We start from the raw sequence: 25479 nt of genomic DNA, 5'->3' as shown, positions 1-25479 counted from the left end.
GATCTTTCATCTTTCATCTTTCACTCCAGACTCAATTGGCAGGGGAAAGATCGCAGCCTCGTTGCACTCGACAGCTCCTACACAGCTCCTACATTGAAGCCCCTGGAAAGCGTCGCAGATCGAGCGTGAGCGGAAACTCGTCATCCATGGCCAGGCTGGGTATCGGAAGTTTCCCAGGCGTGTGTCCGATACGGAAGAAACGCGCCATCCGCCGGCTTTCGGCCTCGTTGGCATTCACCGGCAGGCTGTCGTAGTTGCGCCCGCCCGGATGGGCCACGTGATACTGGCAGCCGCCCACGGAACGTTGCATCCAGGTGTCGAGCAAGTCGAAGACCAGCGGCGCATGCACCGGAATGGTCGGTTGCAGGCAGTTGGCCGGTTGCCAGGCGCGGAAACGCACCCCGGCGACGAACTCACCGACCCGACCGGTGGGTTGCAACGGCACCGGCACGCCATTGCAGGTCAGCAGGTAGCGTTGCGGCGCCAGGCCGCTGAGCTTGACCTGCAAGCGCTCCAGGGAGGAGTCCACATAACGCACGGTGCCGCCCACCGCGCCCTCTTCCCCCAGCACATGCCAAGGCTCGAGGGCTTGGCGCAATTGCAGCTCGATACCGCTGACCGCGTAATCGCCCACCTTGGGGAAGCGGAACTCCAGGTGCGCGGCGAACCACTCGGCCCGCAGCGGGTAGCCGGCTGCGTTCAGCTCATGGATGACGTCGGCAAAATCCTGCTCGATAAAGTGCGGCAACAGGAAGCGGTCATGCAGCTCGGTTCCCCAGCGCGCCAGTTTCGCCGGTGCATAAGGCTCACGCCAGAACCGCGCCACCAGCGCCCGCAGCAGTAATTGCTGGGCCAGGCTCATGCGGGCGTGGGGTGGCATCTCGAAAGCACGCAACTCCAACAGGCCGAGACGCCCGGTGGCGCCGTCCGGTGAATAGAGCTTGTCGACGCAGAATTCGGCACGGTGCGTATTGCCGGTCACGTCGATCAACAGGTTGCGCAACAGGCGATCGACCAACCACGGAGGGCATTCCTCGCCGGGCTGTGGCATTTGCGCGAAAGCGATTTCCAGTTCGTACAACGCGTCGTTGCGCGCCTCGTCCACGCGAGGCGCCTGGGAGGTCGGGCCGATGAACAATCCGGAAAACAGGTAGGACAACGACGGGTGGTTATGCCAGTAACTGATCAGGCTGCGCAGCAGGTCGGGACGCCGCAGAAACGGTGAGTCAGCCGGTGTCGCGCCACCCAGTACGAAATGGTTACCACCGCCGGTGCCCGTGTGCCGGCCATCGATCATGAATTTCTCGGTGGTCAGTCGGGTCTGTCGCGCCTCTTCGTATAAAAATTCAGTGCGCTCGACCAACTCATCCCAGGTCGCCGAGGGTTGTACGTTGACCTCGATCACACCCGGGTCGGGGGTGATGCGGAAATTGCCCAGGCGCGGGTCGCTCGGCGGCTCGTAGCCCTCCAACAGCACCGGACAGTGCAGCTCCTCAGCCGTCGCCTCGATGGCGCTGACCAGTTCCAGGTAATCCTCGACCCGCTCCAGTGGCGGCATGAACAGGTACAGCCGGCCATCGCGAGCCTCGGCACAGAAGGCGGTGCGGGTCAGCCAGTCGGCGGATTTGTCGATCTCCGGGACACGCTCCTGCTCGGCCGCCGGCTCGCCGTGACGCGCCAGTTGCTCGGTGCCGGGCAGCTCGGGCAAGTCCTGGTTCGGGTCGGTGGGGTGGATGAACGGGTACTCGGCCGCCGTCACCCAAGGCTGGGACGCCAGTGGCAAGCGATAGCCCAGGGGCGAATCCCCCGGCACCAGGCGGCAGTGACTGTCACGCAGGTACCAGCGACCGCTTTGCCATTGATCGCCCTTGGCGGTGCGGGCCAGCGGCAGGACCTGGCCAATGACCTTGTCCAGGCCCTGGTTGAAGACCTTGCGCAACCGTGCACGCTCCAGGGCGTCCTCCAGGCGTGGGTCCTCGGCCGTGACATTCGAAGGCAATGCACCTTCGCGCCAGAGGTAATAGAAGTTGTCTTCGTAGGCCGGAAACACGAACCGCGCAGGAATTTTCAAACGCTCGGCAACGCTCGCCAGGAAACGCCCGGCCAGTTCGCCATCGGCGCCATAGTCCTCCTGCTCATCGGCGATCAACGCGCTGTTGTGCCAGATCGGCACCCCGTCGCGCCGCCAATAGCAGTTGAGCGACCAGCGCGGCAATTGCTCGCCGGGGTACCACTTGCCCTGGCCGAAATGCACCAGCCCCTTGGGCGCATAGTGATTGCGCATGCGCTGGAACAGCTCGGCGGAGAGCCGGCGCTTGTCCGGCCCGAGCGCCGCGGTGTTCCACTCGGCACCGTCCGGGTCATCGATGGAGACAAAGGTCGGTTCGCCACCCATGGTCAGGCGCACGTCGCCCTCCAACAGGTCGGCATCGATCTGGCGCCCCAGCGCCTGGATCGCCAGCCACTGTGCGTCGGTGTAAGGCTTGGTCACCCGCGGCGCTTCCCAGACCCGCTCGACGGACATTTCGTGGCTGAACTCACACTCGCAAGGCTCCACCAAGCCGCTGATCGGGGCCGCCGAGGACGGATCGGGACTGCACGCCAACGGGATGTGGCCTTCACCGGCGAACAACCCGGACGTCGCATCCAGGCCGATCCAGCCGGCACCGGGCAGGTAGACCTCGCACCAGGCATGCAGGTCGGTGAAGTCCACGTCGGTGCCGGACGGGCCATCGAGGCTTTTCACATCGGCGGTCAACTGGATCAGGTAACCGGAAACGAAACGCGCGGCCAAGCCAAGGTTGCGCAACAGCTGCACCAACAACCAGGCCGAGTCGCGGCAAGAGCCGGACGCATGCTCGAGGGTATGCTCCGGGGTCTGCACGCCCGGCTCCATGCGAATCAGGTAGTTGATGTCTTCGCTCAGGCGCTGGTTGAGCGCCACCAGAAAATCCACCGCTGGCAACGGCGTGCGGTCGATGCCGTCCAGATAGGACTGGAATTTCGGCGTCAGCGGCAGGGTTTCCAGATAAGGCGCCAACTCCTTGCGCTCGTCGGCCGCGTAGGCGAACGGAATCTTTTCGGCGTAGGGCTCGAGGAAGAAGTCGAACGGATTGAACACTGCCATTTCCGCCAGCAGATCGACTTCGATCCGCATCTCCCGGGTTTTCTCGGGAAACACCAGCCGCGCCAGGTAGTTGCCCTGGGGGTCTTGCTGCCAGTTGATGAAGTGCTGCTCAGGCGAAACCTTCAGCGCATAGGAAAGAATGCGCGTGCGGCTATGGGCCGCCGGGCGCAGGCGAACGATCTGCGGGCCGAGTTCGACGGCGCGGTCGTAGCGGTAATGCGTGACGTGATGCAATGCGACATGGATCGACACGACGTGCCTCCTGCGAGCCTGGGCGTTATCGAAAGCGGCGCAAGACTTATGCCATGCAGGCAGGTCGGACACTTTCTTTATCTACTCAAGGCAGTAGAGCACTAAAAACGCGCGCTGCCCGAATTCATCTGCAAAGCAATGCACATAAATGCGGCGCCGGCAGCGCGAGTCGAATCAGCGACGCGGGCGTGAGGCCTTCTTCGGGACCTCCTTCAGCGCTGCCTTTAGCGATTCGCGCTGCCGACGAATCTCGACGAGCTTGCTGCGCATCTCGCGATGGCGCTTGCTGTTGAGCAACAGCAAACCCAATAGCGGAAACAGCAAGGCCAACGCATAGATGACCTTATGCGGACGATCCTCGATGGTCGGTAGTACGGCCAGCAGGCATAACACCAGCACCCCGACCAAACCCCATACCCATTGAGGCCTGCCGCGCACCACCATGAAATTGCAGTGCACCACGACCATGGTGACCGCCATGCCCCCCAGCATCGACCAGGTGACTTGCTCGTCGAGTGAGGCCCCGGCGAAATAGGACGCCGAGACCAAGGGAATAGCACAGGCCAATGAGAATAGCGCCGCGAAAATGCCGCCCATGAATGTCGGGAAATAACGCGCCAGAAAACGCGGAAGGCTGAGATCGTCCATCTACTCCTCCAGCTCTTCATACAAGCCAACGGCGATGGTTTTGACATTGCCCGACAAGCTGCTGCCGGTGAAGCCAATTGCCGCGCCCAGGGAGTCCTTGATCTGGGTGACCGTAGCGTGCTGCAGCTGGGTCGGAGTGAAGCGCTTGGGCAGTTCGCCGGCCAGTTGCTTGAGCTTGAGCATCTTCGGCGTCAACCGGGGATCGTTGATGCTCAGCAACTCTTTGGTCAACTTCGACCGTTCCTGGCGATTCAGCCCACGTAAGACTTCACGCAGACTTTTACCGGTAGTGGCCTTGGCCACCTTTACCAGTTTTATGGTGGTCAAGGTGGAAGCCCCTACGCCCAACAGAGAGGCCGCATCCAGACCGATCGAGGCATATTGGTACCACTCCTCACTGTCCAGCTTGTCGTTGAATTGCGGATTGACCACTTCTGCTGCCGTACGGATACCGCCGGCAAAACACTGCACCGTACTGGCGGCCGCAGCGGTATAGCCCAGGGCCACGACCACGGTACTGGCCCCGGCGCTGAAGGGAACCGCAACCGACCCACTGAGCACGACAATCCAACCCAATACCGCGCCAGCGCAGGACAAGGTGGTATTGATCGCCTCTCCGACCAGGCGCGATTGCCGAGGATTGTCTTGCACCTGTTGGGCAAATTGCGCCGGAGCGATGTACTTCTGCGCCTCGTGCAAAATGATTCGCTTGGGCTTGATGCTGCAAATCGGCTTGAATTCGCGCAGGACCACTACGTTGAACTCAGCATCGATGTACACCACGCCCGCACCGACAATGCCCGGATCGGCGTCAATGGCAGCAAACAGGCGCGGCAGGTTGAGTTGGCTTTCGATACGGCGACGGGCCATCAACTGGGAGATGCTGTTGTCCATGCCGATGCCGGGTAACGGAGTGCTCATATGAATCGTCCTTGAGAATCGGAGGGTGAGACTTTATCCACATTGAACCCTGTGGCGAGGGAGCTTGCTCCCGCTGGGCTGCGAAGCAGCCCCAAACAAACCCATGCAGTTTTCCCAGACAGACCGTGCCAGCCGGTTTACGACGGCTTCGCCGCCGAGCGGGAGCAAGCTCCCTCGCCACATGAGCGATGTGTCCGGCGTTGTTGTGCCTATTGACGGGAATTGGCGGGCGCCACGATAACAAACGGCCAGCATCGCCGCTAGAAAGCAAAACGCCAGCACTTAGGCTGGCGTTTTACGAGGTGGCTAGGCGATCAGCGCGGCACGACAGGCTTGCGCGCCGGTTTCGGGCCTTTGCCCTTGGCGGCGTCCTTGCGTTCCTTGGCGGCCTGCTGGTTGCGGGCGAATGCCGCGGCCTTGGCTTGCTCGCGCTTGTCCCATGCGTTGCCACCATCGCTGGCACGCGGCGGCAGGCCGGTGTGCTGGGTCAGGATCTTGGTGGTTTCCTTGCCCACCTTGTGGCTGCCGGCTGGCGTCGAGTTCTTGCGACGGGCGCTCTGGTAGCTGTCGGTGGCCGGCTGGTGCAACGGAATCAATTGGTTCTTGCCCGGCCCGATCAGGTCGGCGCGGCCCATGCGGGTCAGCGCTTCGCGCAGCATCGGCCAGCCCTTGGGGTCGTGATAACGCAGGAAGGCCTTGTGCAGGCGGCGCTGCTCCTCGCTCTTGACGATGGTCACCGCGTCGCTCTTGTAGGTGACCTTGCGCAGCGGGTTCTTGCCCGAGTGGTACATCGCCGTGGCCGTAGCCATTGGCGACGGATAGAACGCCTGCACCTGGTCGGCGCGGAAGCCGTTGCCCTTGAGCCACAGCGCCAGGTTCATCATGTCTTCATCGGTGGTGCCCGGGTGGGCGGCGATGAAGTACGGAATCAGGTACTGCTCTTTCCCGGCTTCCTTGGTGTACTTCTCGAACATCCGCTTGAATTTGTCATAGCTGCCGATGCCCGGCTTCATCATCTGGTTGAGCGGGCCTTCCTCGGTATGCTCCGGAGCGATCTTCAGGTAACCGCCGACGTGGTGGGTCACCAGCTCCTTGACGTATTCCGGCGACTCGACCGCCAGGTCGTAACGCAGGCCAGAGGCAATCAGGATCTTCTTCACCCCAGGCAAGGCCCGGGCGCTGCGGTACAGCTGGATCAGCGAAGAATGGTCGGTGTTCAGGTTCGGGCAGATGCCGGGGAACACGCACGACGGCTTGCGGCACGCGGATTCGATTTCCGGGCTCTTGCAGGCAATGCGATACATGTTCGCGGTCGGGCCGCCGAGGTCGGAAATGACCCCGGTGAAACCCGGGACCTTGTCGCGGATCTCCTCGATCTCGCGAATGATCGACTCTTCGGAACGGTTCTGGATGATCCGGCCTTCGTGCTCGGTGATCGAGCAGAACGTGCAGCCGCCAAAGCAGCCACGCATGATGTTCACCGAGAAACGGATCATCTCGTAGGCCGGGATCTTCTCCTTGCCGTACGCCGGATGGGGGACGCGTGCGTAAGGCATGCCAAACACGTAGTCCATTTCTTCGGTGGTCATCGGAATGGGCGGCGGGTTGAACCAGACGTCGACTTCGCCGTGCTTCTGCACCAGGGCGCGGGCATTGCCTGGATTGGTTTCCAGGTGAAGCACGCGGTTGGCGTGGGCGTAGAGCACCGCGTCGCCACGAACCTTTTCCACCGACGGCAGGCGAATCACGGTCTTGTCGCGGGTCATTTTCGGGCTCGCCAGGATCTGCACGACCTTGGCTTCGCTCGGGTCCTCGACCGGCCCCTTCTCCTGCTCGATGGCGCAGGCTTGCGTGTCCTGGGTGTTCACATACGGGTTGATGATCTTGTCGATCTTGCCCGGACGGTCGATGCGCGTGGAGTCGACTTCGTACCAGTCTTTCGGCGTATCACGACGGATGAAGGCCGTGCCGCGCACGTCGGTGATGTCTTCGATCTTGTGGCCGTAGGACAGGCGCTGGGCGACTTCGACAATCGCCCGCTCGGCATTGCCGTAGAGCAGGATGTCGGCGCAGGCGTCGATCAGGATCGAGTTGCGGACACGGTCCTGCCAGTAATCGTAGTGAGCGATACGGCGCAGCGACGCTTCGATACCACCCAGCACGATCGGCACATGTTTGTAGGCTTCCTTGCAGCGCTGGCTGTAGACCAGGCTCGCACGGTCCGGCCGTTTACCCGCCATGCCGCCCGGGGTGTAGGCGTCATCGGAGCGAATTTTCTTGTCGGCGGTGTAGCGGTTGATCATCGAGTCCATGTTACCGGCCGCGACACCGAAAAACAGGTTGGGCTCGCCAAGCTTCATGAAGTCGTCTTTGGACTGCCAGTTCGGCTGGGCAATGATCCCGACGCGAAAGCCCTGGGCTTCCAGCAAACGGCCAATGATCGCCATGCCGAACGACGGGTGATCGACGTAGGCATCACCGGTCACGATGATGATGTCGCACGAATCCCAGCCGAGCTGATCCATCTCCTCCCTGCTCATGGGCAGGAACGGCGCCGGGCCGAAACACTCGGCCCAGTACTTGGGATAGTCAAATAACGGCTTGGCTGCTTGCATGTCGATAACCGGTATAAAAGATGAAAAATCGCGGGCGCGGAATATAGCACAAAAAATAACCAATTCCGACGGCTATGGTCGGAAATTGGTCGCACACCGCAAACCCAATGTGGGAGCGAGCTTGCTCGCGAAGAGGTCTGCACATTCAACACATGTTCTGACAGTTACACCGCTATCGCGAGCAAGCTCGCTCCCACAGGAAAAATACAACCTCCTGGAAAGGGGTTGCCTCAAGAGATGCTGAACAGGTTATTCGTCGTCATCAAAATTGTAGCTACCCGGCGCCAGGTTCTCGAACCGGGTGTACTTGCCGATGAACGCCAGGCGGATAAAGCCGATCGGGCCGTTCCGCTGCTTGCCGATGATGATTTCGGCGATGCCCTTGTGCTCCGTCTCGGGGTGATACACCTCGTCGCGGTACACGAACATGATGACGTCGGCGTCCTGCTCGATCGCTCCGGATTCCCGCAAGTCGGAGTTCACCGGACGCTTGTTGGGGCGCTGTTCCAGGGAACGGTTCAACTGGGAAAGAGCCACCACCGGGCAGTTGAATTCCTTGGCCAGGGCCTTGAGGGAACGGGAGATTTCGGAAATCTCGTTGGTCCGGTTGTCGCCGCTGGAACCGGGGATCTGCATCAGTTGCAGGTAGTCGATCATGATCAACCCGACCTCACCGTGCTCACGCACCAGACGGCGGGTCCGGGCGCGCATTTCCGATGGGCTGATACCAGCCGTATCGTCGATGAACAGCTTGCGGTCGTTGAGCAGGTTGACCGCCGAGGTGAGGCGCGGCCAGTCGTCGTCTTCCAGTTGGCCGGAACGAACCTTGGTCTGGTCGATACGCCCCAGGGACGAGAGCATACGCATGATCAGCGATTCGCCTGGCATCTCGAGGGAGTACACCAGGACCGCCTTTTCGCTGCGCAGCACGGCGTTTTCCACCAGGTTCATCGCAAAGGTGGTTTTCCCCATGGACGGACGGCCGGCGACGATAATCAGGTCGGACGGCTGCAGGCCGCTGGTCTTCTCGTCGAGGTCGGTGTAGCCGGTGGACAGGCCGGTAATGGCGTTGTCAGTATTGAACAAGGTGTCGATACGGTCGATCGCCTTGGTCAACAGGTCGTTGACACTGACCGGGCCGCCGGTTTTCGGTCGGGCCTCGGCGATCTGGAAGATCTGCCGTTCGGCTTCGTCGAGGATCTCGGCGGCGGTGCGGCCTTCCGGGTTGAAGGCGCTGTCGGCAATTTCGGTGCTGATGCCGATCAATTGGCGCAAGGTCGCCCGCTCGCGCACGATCTGCGCGTAAGCCTTGATGTTGGCGACCGACGGCGTGTTTTTCGCCAGTTCGCCCAGGTAACCGAGGCCACCGACCTGAGACGTCTGCCCTTCCTTGTCCAATTGCTCGGCCAGGGTCACGACGTCGATCGGCATGTTCTGATCGGCCAGCTTGGCGATCGCACGGAAAATCAGCCGGTGGTCATGCCGGTAGAAATCGCCATCGGAGACTTGATCGAGCACGCGTTCCCAGGCGTTGTTGTCCAGCATCAGACCACCGAGCACGGCCTGTTCGGCCTCGATGGAATGCGGAGGCACCTTCAGGGCAGCGGTTTGCAGATCGTATTGCTCGGGAGCGGTGATTTCGTTCATGGCCACTTCTGGTTATGAAAATCAGGAATTGCAGAAAGACAAAGGGCACGACCTGTAAACAGGATCGTGCCCGATGTTACCGGCAAGCACCCGAGGGTGCCAGCCGACAGGTGTTGCTTAAGCTGCTACCACGACAACGCGTACGGTGGCTTCAACTTCGGCGTGCAGGTGCACGGCTACGTCGAATTCGCCTACGTTGCGGATGGTGCCGTTCGGCAGACGAACTTCGCTTTTCGCAACTTCAACGCCGGAGGCGGTCAGTGCGTCAGCGATGTCGTGAGTACCGATCGAACCGAACAGCTTGCCTTCGTCGCCAGCGGTGGCAGTGATGGTCACTTCCAGCTCGGCCAGTTGGGCAGCACGGCTTTCAGCCGAGGTTTTACGGTCTGCAGCAGCTTTTTCCAGCTCAGCACGACGCTCTTCGAACGCAGCCAGGTTGGCAGCGGTCGCAGCGGTGGCTTTGCCGTAAGGCAGCAGGTAGTTACGACCGTAACCGGCCTTAACGTTTACTTTGTCACCCAGGTTGCCCAGGTTGGTGACTTTTTCCAGAAGGATCAGTTGCATGTGAAAATCCTCTAACTTTTAACCTTCACCGTTCGCGTTGTCGGCGTCTTTCGGCGCCATACGACCGCGAAAATCAATCAGGCTGTCGACGATGGCCATGACCACGAGCAACGGACCGAGCAAGTGCATGAAAGGCAACAACGTCACGTACATCCCCACCAGCCAGAACGTGGCCAGTCGTTTCTGCGCCACCAGCCCATGAATCAGGGCCAGGCCGGCGAAGACCAGCGGTACACTGCACAGCGGCGACAGGATCAGTGCATGCAGCCCGAAAAACGGAGCCACACACATGACGGCCAGCAGTGACAGCGCCACGCTTTTGGGGAATCGGATAGCGCGAAATTCGCGACCGAAACCACCGGGGTTATACAACGACGCCTGCCAATAGCGCCCAAGAATCAGGCACAGCACGCTAAAGATCTGCGACGACAACGCTATCGAAATGATCAGCAGCGGAGCGCTCATAGCGGTGAAAAGCGCCTTCTGGTCTGCCGAGAATGTCTCGTAGACCCCACCCATCGCCAGCGGTAGGACGTCTTCGAACGTCTGCGCCAGTGATTCGATGAAGGAACTGAAGACAGTTCCCAGGCTCACCGCACACAACAACCCCACGGCCACGCTGCACAGCAGCACGCGGTTCCAGGTATGGCCGGCGCGCAGAACCAACGCCAGGCCACCAGCCCCGAGCAACACCAGGAGTGTTGTCGGGTCCTTCAGGAAATACCAGCTCACCAACGCTGACAATAACCCGATACCCAGGACGCTCAAGGCGTCCGAACCGCGCCGCAGGAGCACAAGGCACCCAGCGGCGGCACTCAACCAGAACAACAGCGGCAATGCCGCGGATCCGGCCACAACCAACGTGGCCTGCACACGTCCCCGCATGATGAAGTCAGCTAAGGCGCGCATGCATTCAATCCCTTACTACTCGTCGACTGCCCGGTCTCAGCGGCCGTGGCTGTCGGTGTAGGCCAGCAGGGCCAGGAAGCGGGCGCGCTTGATAGCGGTGGCCAGCTGACGCTGATAACGAGCTTTGGTACCGGTGATACGGCTTGGAACGATTTTGCCGGTCTCGGATACGTAGGCTTTCAGAGTGTTGAGATCTTTGTAATCGATCTCTTTCACGTCTTCAGCGGTGAAGCGGCAGAATTTACGACGACGGAAGAAACGTGCCATGTGATTGGCTCCTTAAAAGGTCCGTGGATTACTCGTCAGCGTTATCGCTGTTGTCGCTGTCGCTATCGCTGTCATCGCCATCGGCGCTGTCAGAGTGCTCAGGACGGTCGCGACGCTCACGGCGCTCACTGCGGTTTTCTTCAGCCTTGAGCATCTCGGATTGGCCGGTGACGGCTTCTTCGCGACGGATGACCAGGTTACGGATCACTGCATCGTTGTAGCGGAAGTTGTCTTCCAGCTCGGCCAGGGCCTTGCCAGTGCACTCAACGTTCAGCATCACGTAGTGAGCCTTGTGAACATTGTTGATTGCGTAGGCCAGTTGACGACGGCCCCAATCTTCCAGACGGTGGATTTTGCCGCCGTCTTCTTCGATCAGCTTGGTGTAACGCTCAACCATGCCGCCGACTTGCTCGCTTTGATCCGGGTGGACCAAAAAGATGATTTCGTAATGACGCATGAATGCTCCTTACGGGTTGTAGCCTGCCGCTCAAAAACGGTCAGACAAGGAGTGAATGACACTTATGGACTTGTGGACGCTAGACACATGAGTGCCTGCCATCACAGCAAGGGGCGCAATTGTAGAGAAGGGCCGAGGGAGGTGCAAGGCAATTGGCGATTATTTGAACAATCACCGATCCTTGCCCTGCACAAAACACTGTGGGAGCGAGCTTGCTCGCGATAGCGGCGTGCCAGTCGACATTTCTGGCACTGATACACCGTCATCGCGAGCAAGCTCGCTCCCACATGGCTCAGGACTTTTTGGCGGAAGGCTTGACGCTGCGCTGGCGCAGCGCTTCGAACAGACACACGCCGGTCGCGACCGAAACGTTGAGGCTGCTGACGCTGCCGGCCATCGGCAGCTTGACCAGGTAATCGCAGTGCTCGCGGGTCAGGCGGCGCATGCCCTTGCCTTCGGCACCCATGATCAGGATCGTCGGGCCCGTCAGGTCCTGGTCATAAATGCTGACCTCGGCCTCACCCGCCGTGCCGACCACCCACAAGCCGCGCTGCTGGAGTTTTTCCAGGGTACGCGCCAGGTTGGTCACCGCCACCAGCGGAATCACTTCCGCCGCGCCGCAGGCGACCTTACGCACAGCCGGCGTCAAGGTTGCCGACTTGTCTTTAGGCACGATGACCGCCAACGCACCGGCCGCATCCGCCGAACGCAGGCAAGCGCCGAGGTTATGCGGGTCGGTCACGCCGTCCAGCACCAGCAGCAAGGGCGCGCCTTCGGTGCGATCGAGCAGCTCGTCGAGCATCGCCTCGCCCCAGACCTGGCTCGGGCTTACGTCCGCAACCACACCTTGGTGAACGCCTTCGACCCACACGTCCATTTCACGACGCTCGGCCTGGCCAATGGCAACCTTGTTTTGGGTGGCCAGTTCGACCAGCGCCTGCACGCGCGGCTCGCTGCGACCTTCTGCCAACCACACTTGCTTGACACGCTTAGGGTGGTGACGCAGCAGTGCTTCTACGGCATGCACGCCGTAGATTTTTTCCAGACTCATGACTTGGCCTTAGGTTTGCGCGACCCACCGCTTTTCGCGGGGGCCGAACCCGCTTTTGGCGGGCCTTTACGGTGTTTACTTGGCTTGCTCGACGGCTTTTCCGCCCCGTGGGACTTTCCCCCAGACGCCGCTTTACCACCGCTCTTGGCTTCGTTGAGCAACTGCTGCTTCAACTCGCGGCTCTTGCGCAGCTCGGCGTTTTTCGCCGCTGCGTCGCTGGGACGGTAGGCTTCGGGAGCCTTGTCCTTGGCAGACGAACGGCGACCGGCCTTGGCTGGCTCAGGCTCTGCGGTCTTGGCAGGAGCACCTTTACCTCTGCCTTTGGTCGCAGGCGCTGCGGTTTCGTTGCCACGTTTTTTGCGGCCAGTCGGTGCTTCGGCGGGCTTGTCAGACATTCCGAAGTCGATCTTGCGCTCATCGAGGTCGACGCGCATGACCTGCACTTCCACGGTGTCGCCCAGACGGAAGCTGCGACCGGTGCGCTCGCCCGCCAGGCGGTGGTGCACAGGATCGAAGTGGTAGTAATCACCCGGCAAGGCGGTGACGTGCACCAAGCCCTCGACGTAGATGTCGGTCAGTTCGACAAACAAACCAAAGCCTGTCACTGCAGTGATCACGCCTGGGAACGACTCGCCCACGCGGTCTTTCATGAACTCGCACTTGAGCCAGTTCACCACGTCACGAGTGGCTTCGTCGGCGCGCCGCTCGCTCATGGAGCACTGCTCGCCCAACTGTTCCAGGGCCGCTTCGTCGTACGGATAGATCCGTGCCTTCGGAATGGTCATGGCACCGGCGCGCTTGACGTGCGGGGTGTTCTGCTTGGAATGGATCACGCTGCGGATCGCGCGGTGCGTGAGCAGGTCCGGGTAACGGCGAATCGGCGAGGTGAAGTGGGTGTACGCCTCGTAGTTCAGACCAAAGTGGCCCTGGTTGTCGGCGCTGTACACCGCCTGGCTCAGGGAGCGCAGCATCACGGTCTGGATCACATGGTAATCCGGACGGTCCTTGATGCTGGCCAGCAGTGCCTGGTAGTCCTTCGGCGTCGGGCCGTCCTTGCCTTTGTGCAGGGACAGACCGAGCTCGCCGAGGAAGGCACGCAGTTTTTCCAGACGCTCCGGCGGCGGACCGTCGTGCACGCGGTACAACGCAGGAATCTCGTGCTTCTTGAGGAATTCCGCGGTGGCCACGTTCGCCGCCAGCATGCACTCTTCGATCAGCTTGTGCGCATCGTTACGGGTCGTCGGGGTGATTGCGGCGATCTTGCGCTCGGAACCGAAGACAATCCGGGTTTCCTGGGTCTCGAAATCGATCGCGCCACGCACGTGACGGGCACCCAGCAACACCTTGTACAGCGAGTACAGCTGCTTGAGGTGCGGCACCACGCCGGCGTATTCGGTGCGCAGGGCCTTGGCTTCACTGGTCTTCGGCGTTTCCAGGATGGTGCTGACCTTGTTGTAGGTCAGGCGCGCCTGGGAGTGGATCACCGCTTCGTAGAACTGGTAGTCGGTCATTTCGCCGGTTTTGGAGATGGTCATCTCGCACACCATGGCCAAACGGTCGACTTTCGGGTTCAGTGAGCACAGCCCGTTGGACAACTGCTCAGGCAGCATCGGGATCACGCGCTCAGGGAAATACACGGAGTTGCCGCGCACCTGGGCTTCGTTATCCAGGGCCGAACCGATCTTCACGTAGCTGGACACGTCAGCAATCGCGACGAACAACTTCCAGCCGCCGGAGAACAGGCGCAGCTTGCCAGGCTTGGCTTCGCAGTAGACCGCATCGTCGAAGTCGCGAGCGTCTTCACCGTCGATGGTGACGAACGGCAGATGGCGCAGGTCGATGCGTTTTTCTTTATCTTTCTCTTCAACTTCCGGCTTGAGCTTGGCGGCTTCCTTGAGCACAGCCTCGGGCCAGACGTGGGGAATGTCGTAGGTACGCAGCGCGACGTCGATCTCCATGCCCGGCGCCATGTAGTTGCCGACCACTTCAACGATATCGCCCTGTGGCTGGAAGCGCGCAGTTGGCCAGTGGGTGATTTTCACCTCGACGAACTGACCCACCTTGGCGGCGCCATTACGGCCCGGGGTAATCAGCACTTCCTGCTGGACCTTCGGGTTATCCGGCACAACAAAACCGATACCGCCTTCTTCGAAGTAACGGCCGACGATGGACTCGTGGGCACGGGACACCACTTCGACGATCACGCCTTCACGGCGACCACGACGGTCCAGGCCAGACACGCGGGCCAGGGCCCGATCACCATCGAACACCAGGCGCATTTGCCCCGGGCTCATGAACAGGTCGTCGCTGCCGTCGTCCGGGATCAGGAAACCGAAGCCGTCACGGTGACCGGCGATGCGGCCCAGGATCAGGTCGAGTTTGTCCACCGGCGCGTAGGTGCCACGCCGGGTGTAGATCAGTTGAGCGTCGCGCTCCATGGCGCGCAGACGGCGGCGCAGGGCTTCGAGTTGGTCCTCGGTGGTCAGACCGAACTCTTCGACCAACTGCTCGCGGCTAGCAGGCGAACCCCGATCGGCGAGATGCGCCAGGATCAGTTCGCGGCTAGGAATAGGGTTTTCATATTTTTCCGCTTCACGAGCGGCCTCGGGATCGAGGGACTGCCAATCGGCCATTAGAGAGTTTTCACCTTGTCTATATGCGGGTTAGTTTGGCATAGGCTTAATGAAACGGGAAATTTCAAGCATCCGATCGCTTTTCTAAAGCCATTTGGCCTGCCTTGGAAGCCCGGAAAAGCACCGCTCGTGAAATTTAGCGGTTTTTTTCTCAGGAGGGGTTTACAGTTAAAAAGACGCTCCGTATAGTGCGCGCCATCGACGACGTACACACGATGTCGATATTGCCCAGATGGTGAAATTGGTAGACACGCCAGCTTCAGGTGCTGGTGACCGCAAGGTCGTGGAAGTTCGAGTCTTCTTCTGGGCACCAATTTCGAGCAACAGGTCGATGACCTGCAAGCTCAACAAAAACCCGCGAAAGCGGGTTTTTGCATTTTTGCCCCCTGCAATTGCGTTTGGCAATTACTAAAACAAAAACAGGGGTTTACAGATCAAAATGCGCTCCGTATAGTGCGCCACATCAACAGCGGCAACGCTGAAGATGCTGCCCAGATGGTGAAATTGGTAGACACGCCAGCTTCAGGTGCTGGTGACCGCAAGGTCGTGGAAGTTCGAGTCTTCTTCTGGGCACCAATTCAAGCTTCAAGGTTACGGCCTTGAATCTCACAGAAACCCGCGAAAGCGGGTTTTTGCGTTTCTGCACACCTAAAATTGCCCCCCCTGTGGCGAGGGAGCTTGCTGTGGCGCCCGCCTACGCGCTGGTGTTCCTGGATGCAATGGAGGAACTGACCACCCCGCTGCCGAGCCAGACCGGGCTCAATACGCTGGCAACGCTGTTTGGGCCCATACCTCGAATGTGGAGTTCGCGGCCGCGCCTTATGCGGCGCTGTTGATTCTGGTATCGGGGTTGCCGGTTTATTTGCTGACGACGCGGATGTACCTGAGCCGCCGAGACCGCCATCGCGAGCAAGCTCGCTCCCACAATTGGATCGGGGCACGGCCGGAGAGACTGGTTGGCTGTTAGGCCGCCTTCGCGGGCAGGCCCGCTCCCACAATTGGATCGGAGTATGACTGGAGAGCCAGGTCGGCTATCAGGGCGCCTCGCGAGCAAGCTTTGCTCCCACAGATCTGATGTGGTGTACGACTGGGAGAACCAGGTTGGCTGTTAGGCCGCCTTCGCGGGCAGGCCCGCTCCCACAATTGGATCGGGGCATGACCGGAGAATCAGGTCGGCTATCAGGGCGCCTCGCGAGCAAGCTTTGCTCCCACATACATATACGACCATGAGAGCCAGGTCGGCTGTCAGGCCGCCTCGCGAGCAAGCTTTGCTCCCACAGGACCTGCTCAAACAAGTCTGATGGGTGTACGACCGTGAGAGCCAGGTCGGCTACTAGGCCGCCTCGCGGTGGACGTTGATCTCGGGCGCCCCGTTAACCACGATGGCCGAACGCAGGTATTGCGCAGTGGGTATCCCGGCATGGATGCCGGGATAGCCGCGCTGGGCCATGGATGGCCCTTCGCGGCGGGCCCACGGAGCGATGCCTTCGTTCGGGCATGCCGAGCCTAGGCGAGGCACCGAGTGGTGGGGCATGAGCGTTTTGGTTACTTTTGCGCTTCTCAAAAGTGACCCGCTGTAAGAGCGGAACCATAAGCGGCCGTTACCACAGCAATGGATATGTACTCAGTCAAGCCGCCATCGCGAGCAAGCTCGCTCCCACAGAGGTACCCATCACCCGATCAGGCCCGGAACTGCCCCAAACTCGCCTTCAACTGCGCCGCCAGACCATCGAGCACCTTGCCGCTGGCCGTGGTCTCGACCACGGCCTGGGCCGCCTTCTCGGCCTGGGCATGGATGGTTTCCACCCGCCCGCGCACCGCTTGCGCGCCCTGGGCCTGATGAGCCGCGGCCTGAGTCGCCAGGCCGATGGCCGCATGCACCTGCTCTACGGACGCCTGCACCGACTGCTGCAACCGCGCGCTGTCTCGCAGCACCAACAGGCCTTCGCTGGCCTGGCGCCCGGCCTGGCCGATAGCGGCCACCGCCTCGCGAGCGCCCTGCTGCAAGGCCACGATATGCGCCTGGATATCGCCCGTTGAGCTTTGGGTCTTGCTCGCCAGGGCCCGCACCTCATCCGCCACCACCGCAAACCCGCGCCCGGTTTCCCCGGCCCGCGCCGCCTCGATGGCCGCGTTCAAGGCCAACAAGTTGGTCTGCTCGGCGATGCCGTGAATCACCGTCAGCACCACTTCGATCTGCTCGCTCTGCTGCGCCAGCCGCTCGATCACTTTCGCCCCAGTGTCTACCTGCCCGGCCAACGCCTCGATCAAGCCACTGACCTTGGCCGAAGTGCGGGTGTTTTCATCGGTGGCCTGACGGATCTCCACGACCTGCCGCAAAGCCGCCTGCATCGCCTGGCTTTCCGATTGAGCCTCATCCGCCATTTGCGACAGCGCACGCAGGCTCTCGGCCACCTCATCACGCTGCATCCCGGCCGCCGCATCGGCACCGGAGTTACGCAAAGTCATCGCACCGATTTCCACACCGGTACGCTGGGCCACATCGCCCGCCTCGCGCACGATGGGTTGCAACTTATCCACAAAGCGATTGACCGCTGACGCCATGTCGCCGATTTCGTCCTTGCTGTTGATTTGCACGCGCTTGGTCAGGTCACCCTCGCCTGCCGCCAGGTCGTTCATGGCCGCAATAAGCAACTTCAAGCGATTGACCACCCGACGCCCCAGCACCACGGCCAGCAGCACCAGCACGCCGAAGCCCACCAGCGCCAGGCCCAGGCCAATGCGCCAGCGCAATGTGCCGGCAGCTTCCTGCACGGTGCTAGAGGTATTGGTCTGCATCTGCGTGGCGGTGGCCTGGGCCGATTCCAGACGACCGCGCATGGCGGTGGCACTGTCGGCCGCCGCCCCCTTGAGGCTGTCACCGACCAACTGGTCGCTGCTGGCGATCAAGGCCGAGAAGCGCTGGTCCAACGCCTTCAGGTCAGCTTCAACTGAAGCCGTGGAAACGCCCATCAATACTTTACCAATCTCTACGCCGTTGGGGCTGATCGAGGCTTCGAGGTAATACACCGAGGGGTCGCTCTTCGCCGCATCCAGCACTTTGTCCAACGCCCGCTCGCCCTTGCCTTTTTCCAGCAGCGCCTTGTTGATCGGGTTTTCCCGGTTCAGGTAGCGAGTCAGGTGCTCACCACTGGCGTCGTCATAAATAACGAACAACACATTAGGGTTGCGCTGGGCCCGGCGGGCGAATTCGGAAAGGGTCGGTATGTCGCTGTCCCACATGGCGCGGGGCGCGACCGAGGCCAGGAGTTGCGCCATATCGTTGGCGGAATCCTTGAGCGATTTCTCGAGTGTCGTGCGCAACTGCGCCTGCTCGTCCTTCAGGCGCGTCGATAAACCGGCGGTGAGGCGCTGACGAGTGCTGGCAGACAAACTGTCCAGGCTTGAGGTGACCTCGCGCCCGGCCTGCTCCAGCTCGCCAGATAATTTCTGACTATCACCCCCCAGCCGGGCCCCTAGCTCGGCCTCCAGCGCGGTGACCGTGCTTCGGGTCAGCGCGACGGCCACGAGCACCTGCACCAAAAGGGCGATACCCAGGGTAACGAAAACAGGCCGCAGTAGACGGCTTTGTAACAGTGAGAGAACGGCCGACACAGGGGAATCCCTCTACTAAACGCCATTAAATTGATGGCACTTCAAAGAAGCACTTATTGTTAACGATGCATAGCAAAGGTCGTGCCGTTCGGCAGGCAGATACGACAAAGGCCCCAAACGAGGGGCCTTTGTTTTTTACATCAACGACTTATCAGGCAAATGGGTGACGCAGAACGATGGTTTCGTTGCGGTCCGGCCCCGTCGAAATAATGTCGATCGGCGCACCGACCAACTCTTCGACACGCTTGATGTAGTTGCGGGCCGCCACTGGCAGCTCTTCCAGGGTCTTGGCGCCCACGGTCGATTCGGTCCAGCCTGGCATCTGCTCGTACACCGGCTCCAGGCCGATGTAGCTGTCGGCGTCGGTCGGTGCGTCGATGACGGCGCCGTCCTGGTTCTTGTAGCCCACGCAGATGTTGATGGTTTCCAGGCCGTCCAGCACGTCCAACTTGGTCAGGCACAGGCCCGAGATGCTGTTGACGTCGATGGCGCGACGCAGGATGACGGCATCGAACCAACCGCAACGACGGGCACGACCGGTGGTAGCGCCGAATTCGTGGCCGCGCTTGGCCAGGAAGGCACCGACGTCGTCGAACAGCTCAGTCGGGAACGGACCCGAACCCACGCGAGTGGTGTAAGCCTTGGTGATACCCAGGATGTAGTCCAGGTACATCGGACCGAAGCCCGAACCCGTGGCGATGCCGCCGGCGGTGGTGTTGGAGCTGGTGACGTACGGGTAGGTCCCGTGGTCGATGTCCAGCAGCGAACCCTGGGCACCTTCGAACATGATGTCCTTGCCAGCGCGACGCAGCTCGTGCAGCTCGGCAGTGACGTCGAGCATCATCGGCTTGAGCAGCTCGGCGTACTCCATGCACTCGTCCAGGGTTTTCTGGAAGTCGATGGCCGGCTCTTTGTAGTAATTGACCAGGACAAAGTTGTGGTAGTCCAGCAACTCGCCCAGCTTGGCGGCGAAACGCTCACGGTGGAACAGGTCACCGATGCGCAGGCCACGACGGGCAACTTTATCTTCGTAGGCCGGGCCGATACCGCGACCGGTGGTGCCGATCTTCAGCTCGCCACGGGCCTTTTCACGGGCCTGGTCCAGCGCGACGTGATAGGACAGGATCAGCGGGCAGGACGGGCTGATACGCAGGCGCTCGCGCACCGGTACGCCTTTTTCTTCCAGCTTGATGATTTCCCGCAGCAAGGCGTCGGGAGCAACCACCACACCGTTGCCGATCAGGCACTGGACGCCTTCGCGCAGCACGCCCGACGGAATCAGGTGCAGGACGGTTTTTTCACCGTCGATCACCAAGGTGTGACCTGCGTTGTGGCCACCCTGGTAGCGCACTACGGCGGCAGCATGTTCGGTCAGCAGATCAACGATCTTGCCTTTGCCCTCATCACCCCACTGGGTGCCCAGGACTACGACATTCTTACCCATAACACTTGTCCTCATTCGCGCAAACTTGGTGCCGGCCGCAGCCGGCAGGAAAACTCAAGAAGCCAGCGGCAATACTTGCCAAAGCCCGTTCTGCTGAATCAATTGCCGGTCGCAGTCCGCTTCACGGGCGGCGGCCAAAGGTTGCCCAGGCAAAGCCTGGACGACACGCTGACCCTCACTGCGCAACTGGCAGACTGCTTGCCAGAGTGCCGCATCCGTACTGTCAGGCATCCAGATACCGCCAGACGGTAGCTCGACTTCAGCACGCCCCAGGGTCACCAGGGTTTTCAAATCGGTAGAGAAACCGGTCGCCGGACGAGCACGACCAAAGTCGGCACCGATGTCGTCATAACGGCCGCCCTGGGCGATGGATTGGCCCACGCCCGGGACGAACACGGCAAAGACGACACCCGTGTGGTAGTGATAACCGCGCAATTCACCCAGGTCGAAATACAGCGGCAACTCGGGGAAACGCACCGACAGACGCTCGGCAATCGCCAACAAGTCGTCCAGCGCCGCCAACACAGGCGCCGGCGCGTGAGCCAGGCGTTCACGGGCAGCGGCCAATACTTCACGTCCGCCACACAGGCCCACCAGCGCCCGCAGCATCTCCGACAGATCGGCCGGCAGGCCCTCGGTCAGGCTGATGACTTCGTCGATGGCCTTGCGTTGCAGGGCATCGAACAGCTGTTGCTCCACTTCGCCGGACAAACCGGCCGCACGGGCCAGGCCGCGATAGATGCCGACATGCCCCAGATCCATATGGACATCCGGCACGTCAGCCAGTTGCAGCATGGCCAACATCAGGCTGATGACTTCTACGTCGCTGCTCGGGCTGGCGTCGCCATACAACTCGGCGCCCAGCTGGATCGGGCTGCGCGAAGACGACAAGGCACGCGGCTGGGCATGCAGCACACTGCCGGCGTAGCACAGGCGGCTCGGACCTTCACGGCGCAGGGTGTGGGCGTCGATGCGCGCCACTTGCGGCGTGATGTCGGCACGAAAGCCCATCTGCCGGCCCGACTGCGGGTCGATAACCTTGAAGGTGCGCAGGTCCAGGTCCTGGCCCGCGCCGGTGAGCAGGGATTCCAGGTACTCGATATGCGGGGTAACGACGAACTCGTAACCCCAACTCTGGAACAGATCCAACACCTGCCGACGCGCTACTTCGATACGCGCAGCTTCCGGTGGCAGTACTTCTTCGATGCCATCTGGCAGCAGCCAGCGGTCTACCGTTGCCATTACGCCATTCCCCTATGGTCCGGGCGGCCAGCTTTCGGGCTGGCCTTGAGTGAAGCAGAAAATGCCTGCGCCAGGCGCGCATCCTGGGCGAAAAGCGCGCAAGAGCGACGTGACGAATGGCCCGCAATCGGCCTCGCCCAGCACTTCCCTCGAAAAACCTGTCGAGTCGTTCAACCCGACGCCTGCACCTGTGAACCGCAATCGAACGTGCAGACGCAAAAAAGCCGGGAATTTCCCGGCTGCCGCATCATACACACGTTTTCCCAAAGGATCACCCCGCCCGACGCTTTAGCCGCCGGGCGGAGTGCCTCAGGTCAACGTCGCATCAAGGCTTGGCCTTTTCCAGGTAGCGGAAGAAGTCACTGCTTGGGTCCAGGACCATGACGTCGGATTTGTTCGCGAAGCTTTCACGGTAGGCACGCAGGCTACGGTAGAACGCGTAGAACTCCTGATCCTGACCATAAGCCTTGGAGTAGATCGCAGCGGACTGGGCATCACCATCACCACGGACCTCTTCCGATTCACGATAGGCTTCGGCCAGCAACACACGGCGTTGACGATCGGCGTCGGCACGAATGCCCTCGGCCAGCTCGTTACCCTTGGCGCGGTGCTCGCGGGCTTCACGCTCACGCTCGGTGCTCATCCGCTCGAACACGCTGCGGTTCACTTCCTTCGGCAGGTCGATGGCCTTGACCCGGACATCGACCACTTCGATACCCAGCTCTTTTTCCGCCATCGTGTTCAGCGAACGGGTGATGTCGGCCATGAGCGCATCACGCTCACCGGACACCACTTCATGCAGCGTGCGCTTACCGAACTGGTCACGCAGGCCCGATTCCAGACGACGGGACAGACGCTCGTCGGCGATCTGCTTCAGGCCCGAGGTCGCGGTGTAGAAGCGCTCGGCATCCTTCACGCGCCACTTGGCATAGGCATCCACCATCACGGCTTTCTTTTCCAGCGTCAGGAAGCGTTGCGTCGGCGCATCCAGCGTCATCAGGCGGCCGTCGAACTTGCGCACCTTGTTGACGTACGGCACCTTCACATGCAGACCCGGCTGGACATCAGGCTGAACCACGCGACCGAATTGCAGCAACACCGCGCGCTCGGTCTGAGCCACGATGTAGAAGCAGTTCCAGGCAGCGATCGCCACGACGACACCGACAATAAGGGCGATCAGCGATTTATTGCTCATCAGCGACTCTCCCTGGTACGTGCTTGCTGTTGCTGCAGGTCCGCCGCCGCACGAGCATTGGTTTCATTGCTGGCGGCCGCCGAACTGGTCGCCGGCGTGCTGGTGTTGCGCCCGCTCTCGACCATCTTGTCCAGCGGCAGGTACAGCAGATTGCTCTGGCCGTTCTTGTTGCCGGTCACGAGGACCTTGCTGGTGTTGCTGAAGACTTCCTGCATGGTGTCCAGGTACAGACGCTCACGGGTGACTTCTGGAGCCTTGCGATATTCAGCCACCAGCTTGGTGAAGCGATCGGCCTCACCCTTGGCGCGGGAGACCACTTCGTCACGGTAACCGTTGGCATCCTCGATGATGCGCTGGGCCTGACCACGGGCTTCCGGTACAACGCCGTTGGCATAGGTTTCGGCCTGGTTGCGCGAACGCTGCTCGTCTTCACGGGCACGGATCACGTCGTCGAAGGCCTCCTGGACCTCACGCGGGGCTGCCGCGCTCTGGACGTTGACCTGGGTGACGGTGATACCGGTGCGATAGGTGTCGAGGAACCGCTGCAGGCGCTCCTTGATTTCGCTGGCCATCAGTTCACGACCTTCGGTCAGCACCTGGTCCATGGCGGTGGAACCCACCACATGGCGCAAGGCACTTTCGGTCGCGTGCTGCAGGCTGGTTTCCGGCTGGTCGACGTTCAGCACGAAGTCCTGCAGGTTGGTGATCTTGTATTGCACGGTCAGCGGCACTTCGACGATGTTCTCGTCTTCGGTCAGCATCTGGCCCTGCTTGGTGTACGCCCGCTCACGCGTGACGTTTTCCAGGTACTTCTGGTCGATCGGCGGGAAATAGATATTCAGGCCCGGCCCAACCGTCTCGTAGTACTTGCCGAAGCGCAGCACCACGGCCTGCTCCTGCTCGTCCACGACATAGACCGCGCTGTACAGCCAGACAGCCGCCAGCACGACCAGACCGATGCCGAGCAGGCCGAAACCGCCGCCCTTGCCCGGACGACCGCCACCCTCGTCACCGCGTTTTTTACCACCACCGAACAAACCGTTCAGGCTTTCCTGCAGCTTTCGGAAGGCCTCGTCGAGATCCGGCGGCCCCTTGCGGTCGCCGTTGTTACGACGCTTGCCACCCCAAGGATCCTGATTATTCGAGTTGCCACCCGGCTCATTCCAAGCCATAGCGCTCTCCATCTGATAAAGCAAAGACGCACCCACGGCGCGCCGACCAATGCTACAGAATGCCTGACACAGCTTTCTCAGGCTTTTATTGCAAAGTGTGTTGCTCGATGAATTCCATCGGTTGCAGCCCTTCGCGGCTGACCAGCCGATTGAGCTCCGCCCGAGGCAGGCGAACCGCCAGCAGGCAGACGCCTTCGTCGTCGTGTTCTTCTTTTTGCACGGCCCCCAGCTCAAAGAACTGGGCTCGCAGCCGGGCGAAACGTTGCGGCAACTTCAGGGTGCCCACAAACAGATCGTTGCCCAACAGCTCGGCCACAGCCTGCTTGAGCAGGTCCAGGCCGGTGCCATCACGGGCCGACAGCCAGACCCGTTGCGGCTTGCCGTCGGCATCGCGCTGGATCTGCGGCTCCACGCCTTCGAGCAAATCGAGTTTGTTGTATACCTCGAGGATCGGCAAGTCCTGGGCTCCGATCTCGCCCAGCACCACCATCACCTGCTCGATCTGCAGCATCCGGTCCGGCTCGGCGGCATCGATCACGTGCAGCAGCAGGTCGGAGTTGCTCGACTCTTCGAGCGTAGCCCGGAAAGCCTCGACCAGTTTATGCGGCAGGTGACGGATGAAGCCCACGGTGTCGGCCAGCACGATCGGCCCGAGGTCGTCCAGGTCGAGCCGACGCAGGGTCGGGTCGAGCGTGGCGAACAATTGGTCGGCGGCGTAGACGTCGGATTGGGTGACGTTATTGAACAGGGTCGATTTGCCGGCGTTGGTATAACCCACCAGTGAAACCGTCGGGATATCCGCACGCTTGCGGCCGCGTCGCGACTGCTCGCGCTGGCTGCGGACCTTTTCCAACCGCCCCTTGATCTGGCGCAGGCGCACCCGCAACAGGCGCCGGTCGGTTTCCAACTGGGTTTCACCCGGGCCGCGCAGGCCGATACCGCCCTTCTGCCGCTCAAGGTGAGTCCAGCCGCGAACCAGCCGCGTACTCATGTGCTCAAGCTGGGCCAGTTCGACCTGGAGCTTGCCTTCATGGGTGCGGGCGCGCTGGGCGAAAATATCGAGAATCAGCCCCGTACGGTCGATCACGCGACACTCGAAGACACGTTCGAGGTTACGCTCCTGACTGGGCGTGAGGATGTGATTGAAAATCACCAGATCGACCTGTTCGGCCTTGACCAGGTCGCGCAACTCCTCGACCTTGCCACTGCCGATCAGGAACTTGGCGGTTGGCCGATGACGCGGCACGTTGAAAAACGCGACGGTCTCGGCGCCGGCCGAAAGTGCCAATTCCTGAAACTCCTGCGGATCTTCGCGCGCCTCAGGGTCCTGTCCATCCAAGTGAACGAGAATGGCCCGTTCACCACCACCGTGGCGCTCAAAGAACAAAGGAGGCTCCTATCAGGCGTTACCCGGTTCAGCGTCACCGCCTTCGGATTCGGTTGCGCTAGGCAGACGAATCGGACGAACTGGCACGACTGTCGAGATCGCGTGCTTGTAGACCATTTGGCTGACGGTGTTTTTCAGAAGGATGACGAACTGGTCGAAAGACTCGATCGTGCCTTGCAGTTTGATCCCGTTGACCAGATAGATGGACACCCCAACTTTCTCTTTACGTAAAGTGTTCAAGTAAGGGTCTTGTAGCGAATGCCCTTTTGACATGTGCCGCACTCCTTTAAGGATCAATAATAAAAATCGGAATCAGATGGCTTGGGCCGTCAC

At 61.1% G+C, this 25479-nt stretch carries 19 protein-coding genes, 2 tRNA genes and 1 pseudogene; 3 read left to right on the top strand and 19 right to left on the bottom strand.

Annotated elements, in window-relative coordinates:
- Positions 1-88: 88 nt before the first annotated feature.
- The 11 genes from QMK47_RS03960 to rnr all read right to left on the bottom strand — a co-directional run bounded on the left by QMK47_RS03960 (position 89) and on the right by rnr (position 15091).
- Positions 89-3379, bottom strand: coding sequence for a transglutaminase family protein (locus QMK47_RS03960; RefSeq protein WP_320389822.1), 3291 nt, complete (start codon positions 3377-3379; stop codon positions 89-91).
- Between the two features lie 174 nt (positions 3380-3553).
- Positions 3554-4027: a hypothetical protein gene (locus QMK47_RS03955; protein WP_320389821.1), complete on the bottom strand. Its 474-nt coding sequence runs from the start codon at positions 4025-4027 to the stop codon at positions 3554-3556.
- Positions 4028-4948, bottom strand: a complete 921-nt coding sequence (locus QMK47_RS03950; RefSeq protein WP_253471254.1) for an NAD synthetase — start codon at positions 4946-4948, stop codon at positions 4028-4030. It abuts the gene before it with no gap.
- A 314-nt stretch (positions 4949-5262) separates the two neighbouring features.
- Positions 5263-7563 (bottom strand): YgiQ family radical SAM protein, encoded by a 2301-nt coding sequence (locus QMK47_RS03945; protein ID WP_024618454.1) that lies wholly within the window; start codon positions 7561-7563, stop codon positions 5263-5265.
- 249 nt (positions 7564-7812) lie between these two features.
- Positions 7813-9210, bottom strand: a complete 1398-nt coding sequence (dnaB, locus tag QMK47_RS03940; RefSeq protein ID WP_014336312.1) for a replicative DNA helicase — start codon at positions 9208-9210, stop codon at positions 7813-7815.
- A gap of 117 nt (positions 9211-9327) precedes the next feature.
- Positions 9328-9774 (bottom strand): 50S ribosomal protein L9, encoded by a 447-nt coding sequence (gene rplI, locus QMK47_RS03935; RefSeq protein ID WP_003197251.1) that lies wholly within the window; start codon positions 9772-9774, stop codon positions 9328-9330.
- A gap of 18 nt (positions 9775-9792) precedes the next feature.
- Positions 9793-10683 carry a hypothetical protein gene (locus QMK47_RS03930; RefSeq protein WP_223470947.1) on the bottom strand — a complete coding sequence of 297 codons (891 nt, stop codon included), beginning with the start codon at positions 10681-10683 and terminating at the stop codon, positions 9793-9795.
- A 36-nt stretch (positions 10684-10719) separates the two neighbouring features.
- Positions 10720-10950, bottom strand: a complete 231-nt coding sequence (rpsR, locus tag QMK47_RS03925; RefSeq protein ID WP_002551829.1) for a 30S ribosomal protein S18 — start codon at positions 10948-10950, stop codon at positions 10720-10722.
- Positions 10951-10978: 28 nt separating this feature from the next.
- Entirely contained in the window at positions 10979-11407 is a 429-nt protein-coding gene (gene rpsF, locus QMK47_RS03920; protein WP_003186395.1) for a 30S ribosomal protein S6, read from the bottom strand.
- 292 nt (positions 11408-11699) lie between these two features.
- The gene (gene rlmB / locus QMK47_RS03915) at positions 11700-12458 is read right to left on the bottom strand and encodes a 23S rRNA (guanosine(2251)-2'-O)-methyltransferase RlmB (RefSeq protein WP_253471250.1); all 759 of its coding nucleotides are present in this window, start codon (positions 12456-12458) and stop codon (positions 11700-11702) included.
- Entirely contained in the window at positions 12455-15091 is a 2637-nt protein-coding gene (rnr, locus tag QMK47_RS03910) for a ribonuclease R (protein ID WP_258690263.1), read from the bottom strand. The genes rlmB and rnr overlap by 4 nt, the downstream gene beginning before the upstream one ends.
- A 226-nt stretch (positions 15092-15317) precedes the next feature.
- On the opposite strand from rnr, the gene QMK47_RS03905 reads away from it, so the two are divergent.
- The 3 genes and pseudogenes from QMK47_RS03905 to QMK47_RS03895 form a co-directional block, all read left to right on the top strand.
- Positions 15318-15404 (top strand) — tRNA-Leu (locus QMK47_RS03905).
- 176 nt (positions 15405-15580) lie between these two features.
- Positions 15581-15667, top strand: a tRNA-Leu gene (locus QMK47_RS03900).
- A 47-nt stretch (positions 15668-15714) separates the two neighbouring features.
- Positions 15715-15983: pseudogene (locus QMK47_RS03895) on the top strand (iron ABC transporter permease); the annotation flags it as partial.
- A gap of 441 nt (positions 15984-16424) precedes the next feature.
- On the opposite strand, the gene QMK47_RS03890 reads toward QMK47_RS03895, so the two are convergent.
- From QMK47_RS03890 to hfq, 8 genes are all read right to left on the bottom strand, one after another.
- Positions 16425-16625, bottom strand: a complete 201-nt coding sequence (locus tag QMK47_RS03890; RefSeq protein WP_320390569.1) for a nucleoid-structuring protein H-NS — start codon at positions 16623-16625, stop codon at positions 16425-16427.
- Between the two features lie 146 nt (positions 16626-16771).
- Positions 16772-18706 (bottom strand): methyl-accepting chemotaxis protein, encoded by a 1935-nt coding sequence (locus QMK47_RS03885; protein ID WP_253471246.1) that lies wholly within the window; start codon positions 18704-18706, stop codon positions 16772-16774.
- 151 nt (positions 18707-18857) lie between these two features.
- Positions 18858-20150, bottom strand: coding sequence for an adenylosuccinate synthase (locus tag QMK47_RS03880; protein ID WP_003186407.1), 1293 nt, complete (start codon positions 20148-20150; stop codon positions 18858-18860).
- 54 nt (positions 20151-20204) lie between these two features.
- Positions 20205-21392, bottom strand: coding sequence for an ATP phosphoribosyltransferase regulatory subunit (locus tag QMK47_RS03875; RefSeq protein WP_253471244.1), 1188 nt, complete (start codon positions 21390-21392; stop codon positions 20205-20207).
- Positions 21393-21717: 325 nt separating this feature from the next.
- A complete protein-coding gene (hflC, locus tag QMK47_RS03870; protein ID WP_253471242.1) occupies positions 21718-22587 on the bottom strand; it encodes a protease modulator HflC in 870 nt (289 codons plus the stop codon).
- Complete coding sequence (gene hflK, locus QMK47_RS03865; protein ID WP_214511450.1) at positions 22587-23759, bottom strand: FtsH protease activity modulator HflK; 1173 nt, start codon at positions 23757-23759, stop codon at positions 22587-22589. Before hflK ends, hflC begins: the two co-directional genes overlap by 1 nt.
- A gap of 85 nt (positions 23760-23844) precedes the next feature.
- Complete coding sequence (hflX, locus tag QMK47_RS03860) at positions 23845-25146, bottom strand: ribosome rescue GTPase HflX (protein ID WP_003197227.1); 1302 nt, start codon at positions 25144-25146, stop codon at positions 23845-23847.
- Between the two features lie 12 nt (positions 25147-25158).
- The gene (hfq, locus tag QMK47_RS03855; protein WP_003186419.1) at positions 25159-25419 is read right to left on the bottom strand and encodes an RNA chaperone Hfq; all 261 of its coding nucleotides are present in this window, start codon (positions 25417-25419) and stop codon (positions 25159-25161) included.
- Positions 25420-25479: the final 60 nt, after the last annotated feature.

The sequence above is a fragment of the Pseudomonas sp. P9_35 genome (assembly GCF_034008205.1).
Classification (GTDB): Bacteria; Pseudomonadota; Gammaproteobacteria; order Pseudomonadales; family Pseudomonadaceae; genus Aquipseudomonas; species Aquipseudomonas kilonensis.
The sequence above is the reverse complement of the archived record's forward strand: the minus strand, read 5'-3'. Positions and strand labels throughout refer to the sequence as shown.

Bases quoted from the DNA above. Each gene is read 5' to 3' on its own strand.
- QMK47_RS03955 (WP_320389821.1), bottom strand. From the start codon at position 4,027: ATGGACGATCTCAGCCTTCCGCGTTTTCTGGCGCGTTATTTCCCGACA.
- QMK47_RS03950 (WP_253471254.1), bottom strand. From the start codon at position 4,948: ATGAGCACTCCGTTACCCGGCATCGGCATGGACAACAGCATCTCCCAG.
- QMK47_RS03945 (WP_024618454.1), bottom strand. From the start codon at position 7,563: ATGCAAGCAGCCAAGCCGTTATTTGACTATCCCAAGTACTGGGCCGAG.
- dnaB (WP_014336312.1), bottom strand. From the start codon at position 9,210: ATGAACGAAATCACCGCTCCCGAGCAATACGATCTGCAAACCGCTGCC.
- rplI (WP_003197251.1), bottom strand. From the start codon at position 9,774: ATGCAACTGATCCTTCTGGAAAAAGTCACCAACCTGGGCAACCTGGGT.
- QMK47_RS03930 (WP_223470947.1), bottom strand. From the start codon at position 10,683: ATGCGCGCCTTAGCTGACTTCATCATGCGGGGACGTGTGCAGGCCACG.
- rpsR (WP_002551829.1), bottom strand. From the start codon at position 10,950: ATGGCACGTTTCTTCCGTCGTCGTAAATTCTGCCGCTTCACCGCTGAA.
- rpsF (WP_003186395.1), bottom strand. From the start codon at position 11,407: ATGCGTCATTACGAAATCATCTTTTTGGTCCACCCGGATCAAAGCGAG.
- rlmB (WP_253471250.1), bottom strand. From the start codon at position 12,458: ATGAGTCTGGAAAAAATCTACGGCGTGCATGCCGTAGAAGCACTGCTG.
- rnr (WP_258690263.1), bottom strand. From the start codon at position 15,091: ATGGCCGATTGGCAGTCCCTCGATCCCGAGGCCGCTCGTGAAGCGGAA.
- QMK47_RS03890 (WP_320390569.1), bottom strand. From the start codon at position 16,625: ATGCCCCACCACTCGGTGCCTCGCCTAGGCTCGGCATGCCCGAACGAA.
- QMK47_RS03880 (WP_003186407.1), bottom strand. From the start codon at position 20,150: ATGGGTAAGAATGTCGTAGTCCTGGGCACCCAGTGGGGTGATGAGGGC.
- QMK47_RS03875 (WP_253471244.1), bottom strand. From the start codon at position 21,392: ATGGCAACGGTAGACCGCTGGCTGCTGCCAGATGGCATCGAAGAAGTA.
- hflC (WP_253471242.1), bottom strand. From the start codon at position 22,587: ATGAGCAATAAATCGCTGATCGCCCTTATTGTCGGTGTCGTCGTGGCG.
- hflK (WP_214511450.1), bottom strand. From the start codon at position 23,759: ATGGCTTGGAATGAGCCGGGTGGCAACTCGAATAATCAGGATCCTTGG.
- hfq (WP_003186419.1), bottom strand. From the start codon at position 25,419: ATGTCAAAAGGGCATTCGCTACAAGACCCTTACTTGAACACTTTACGT.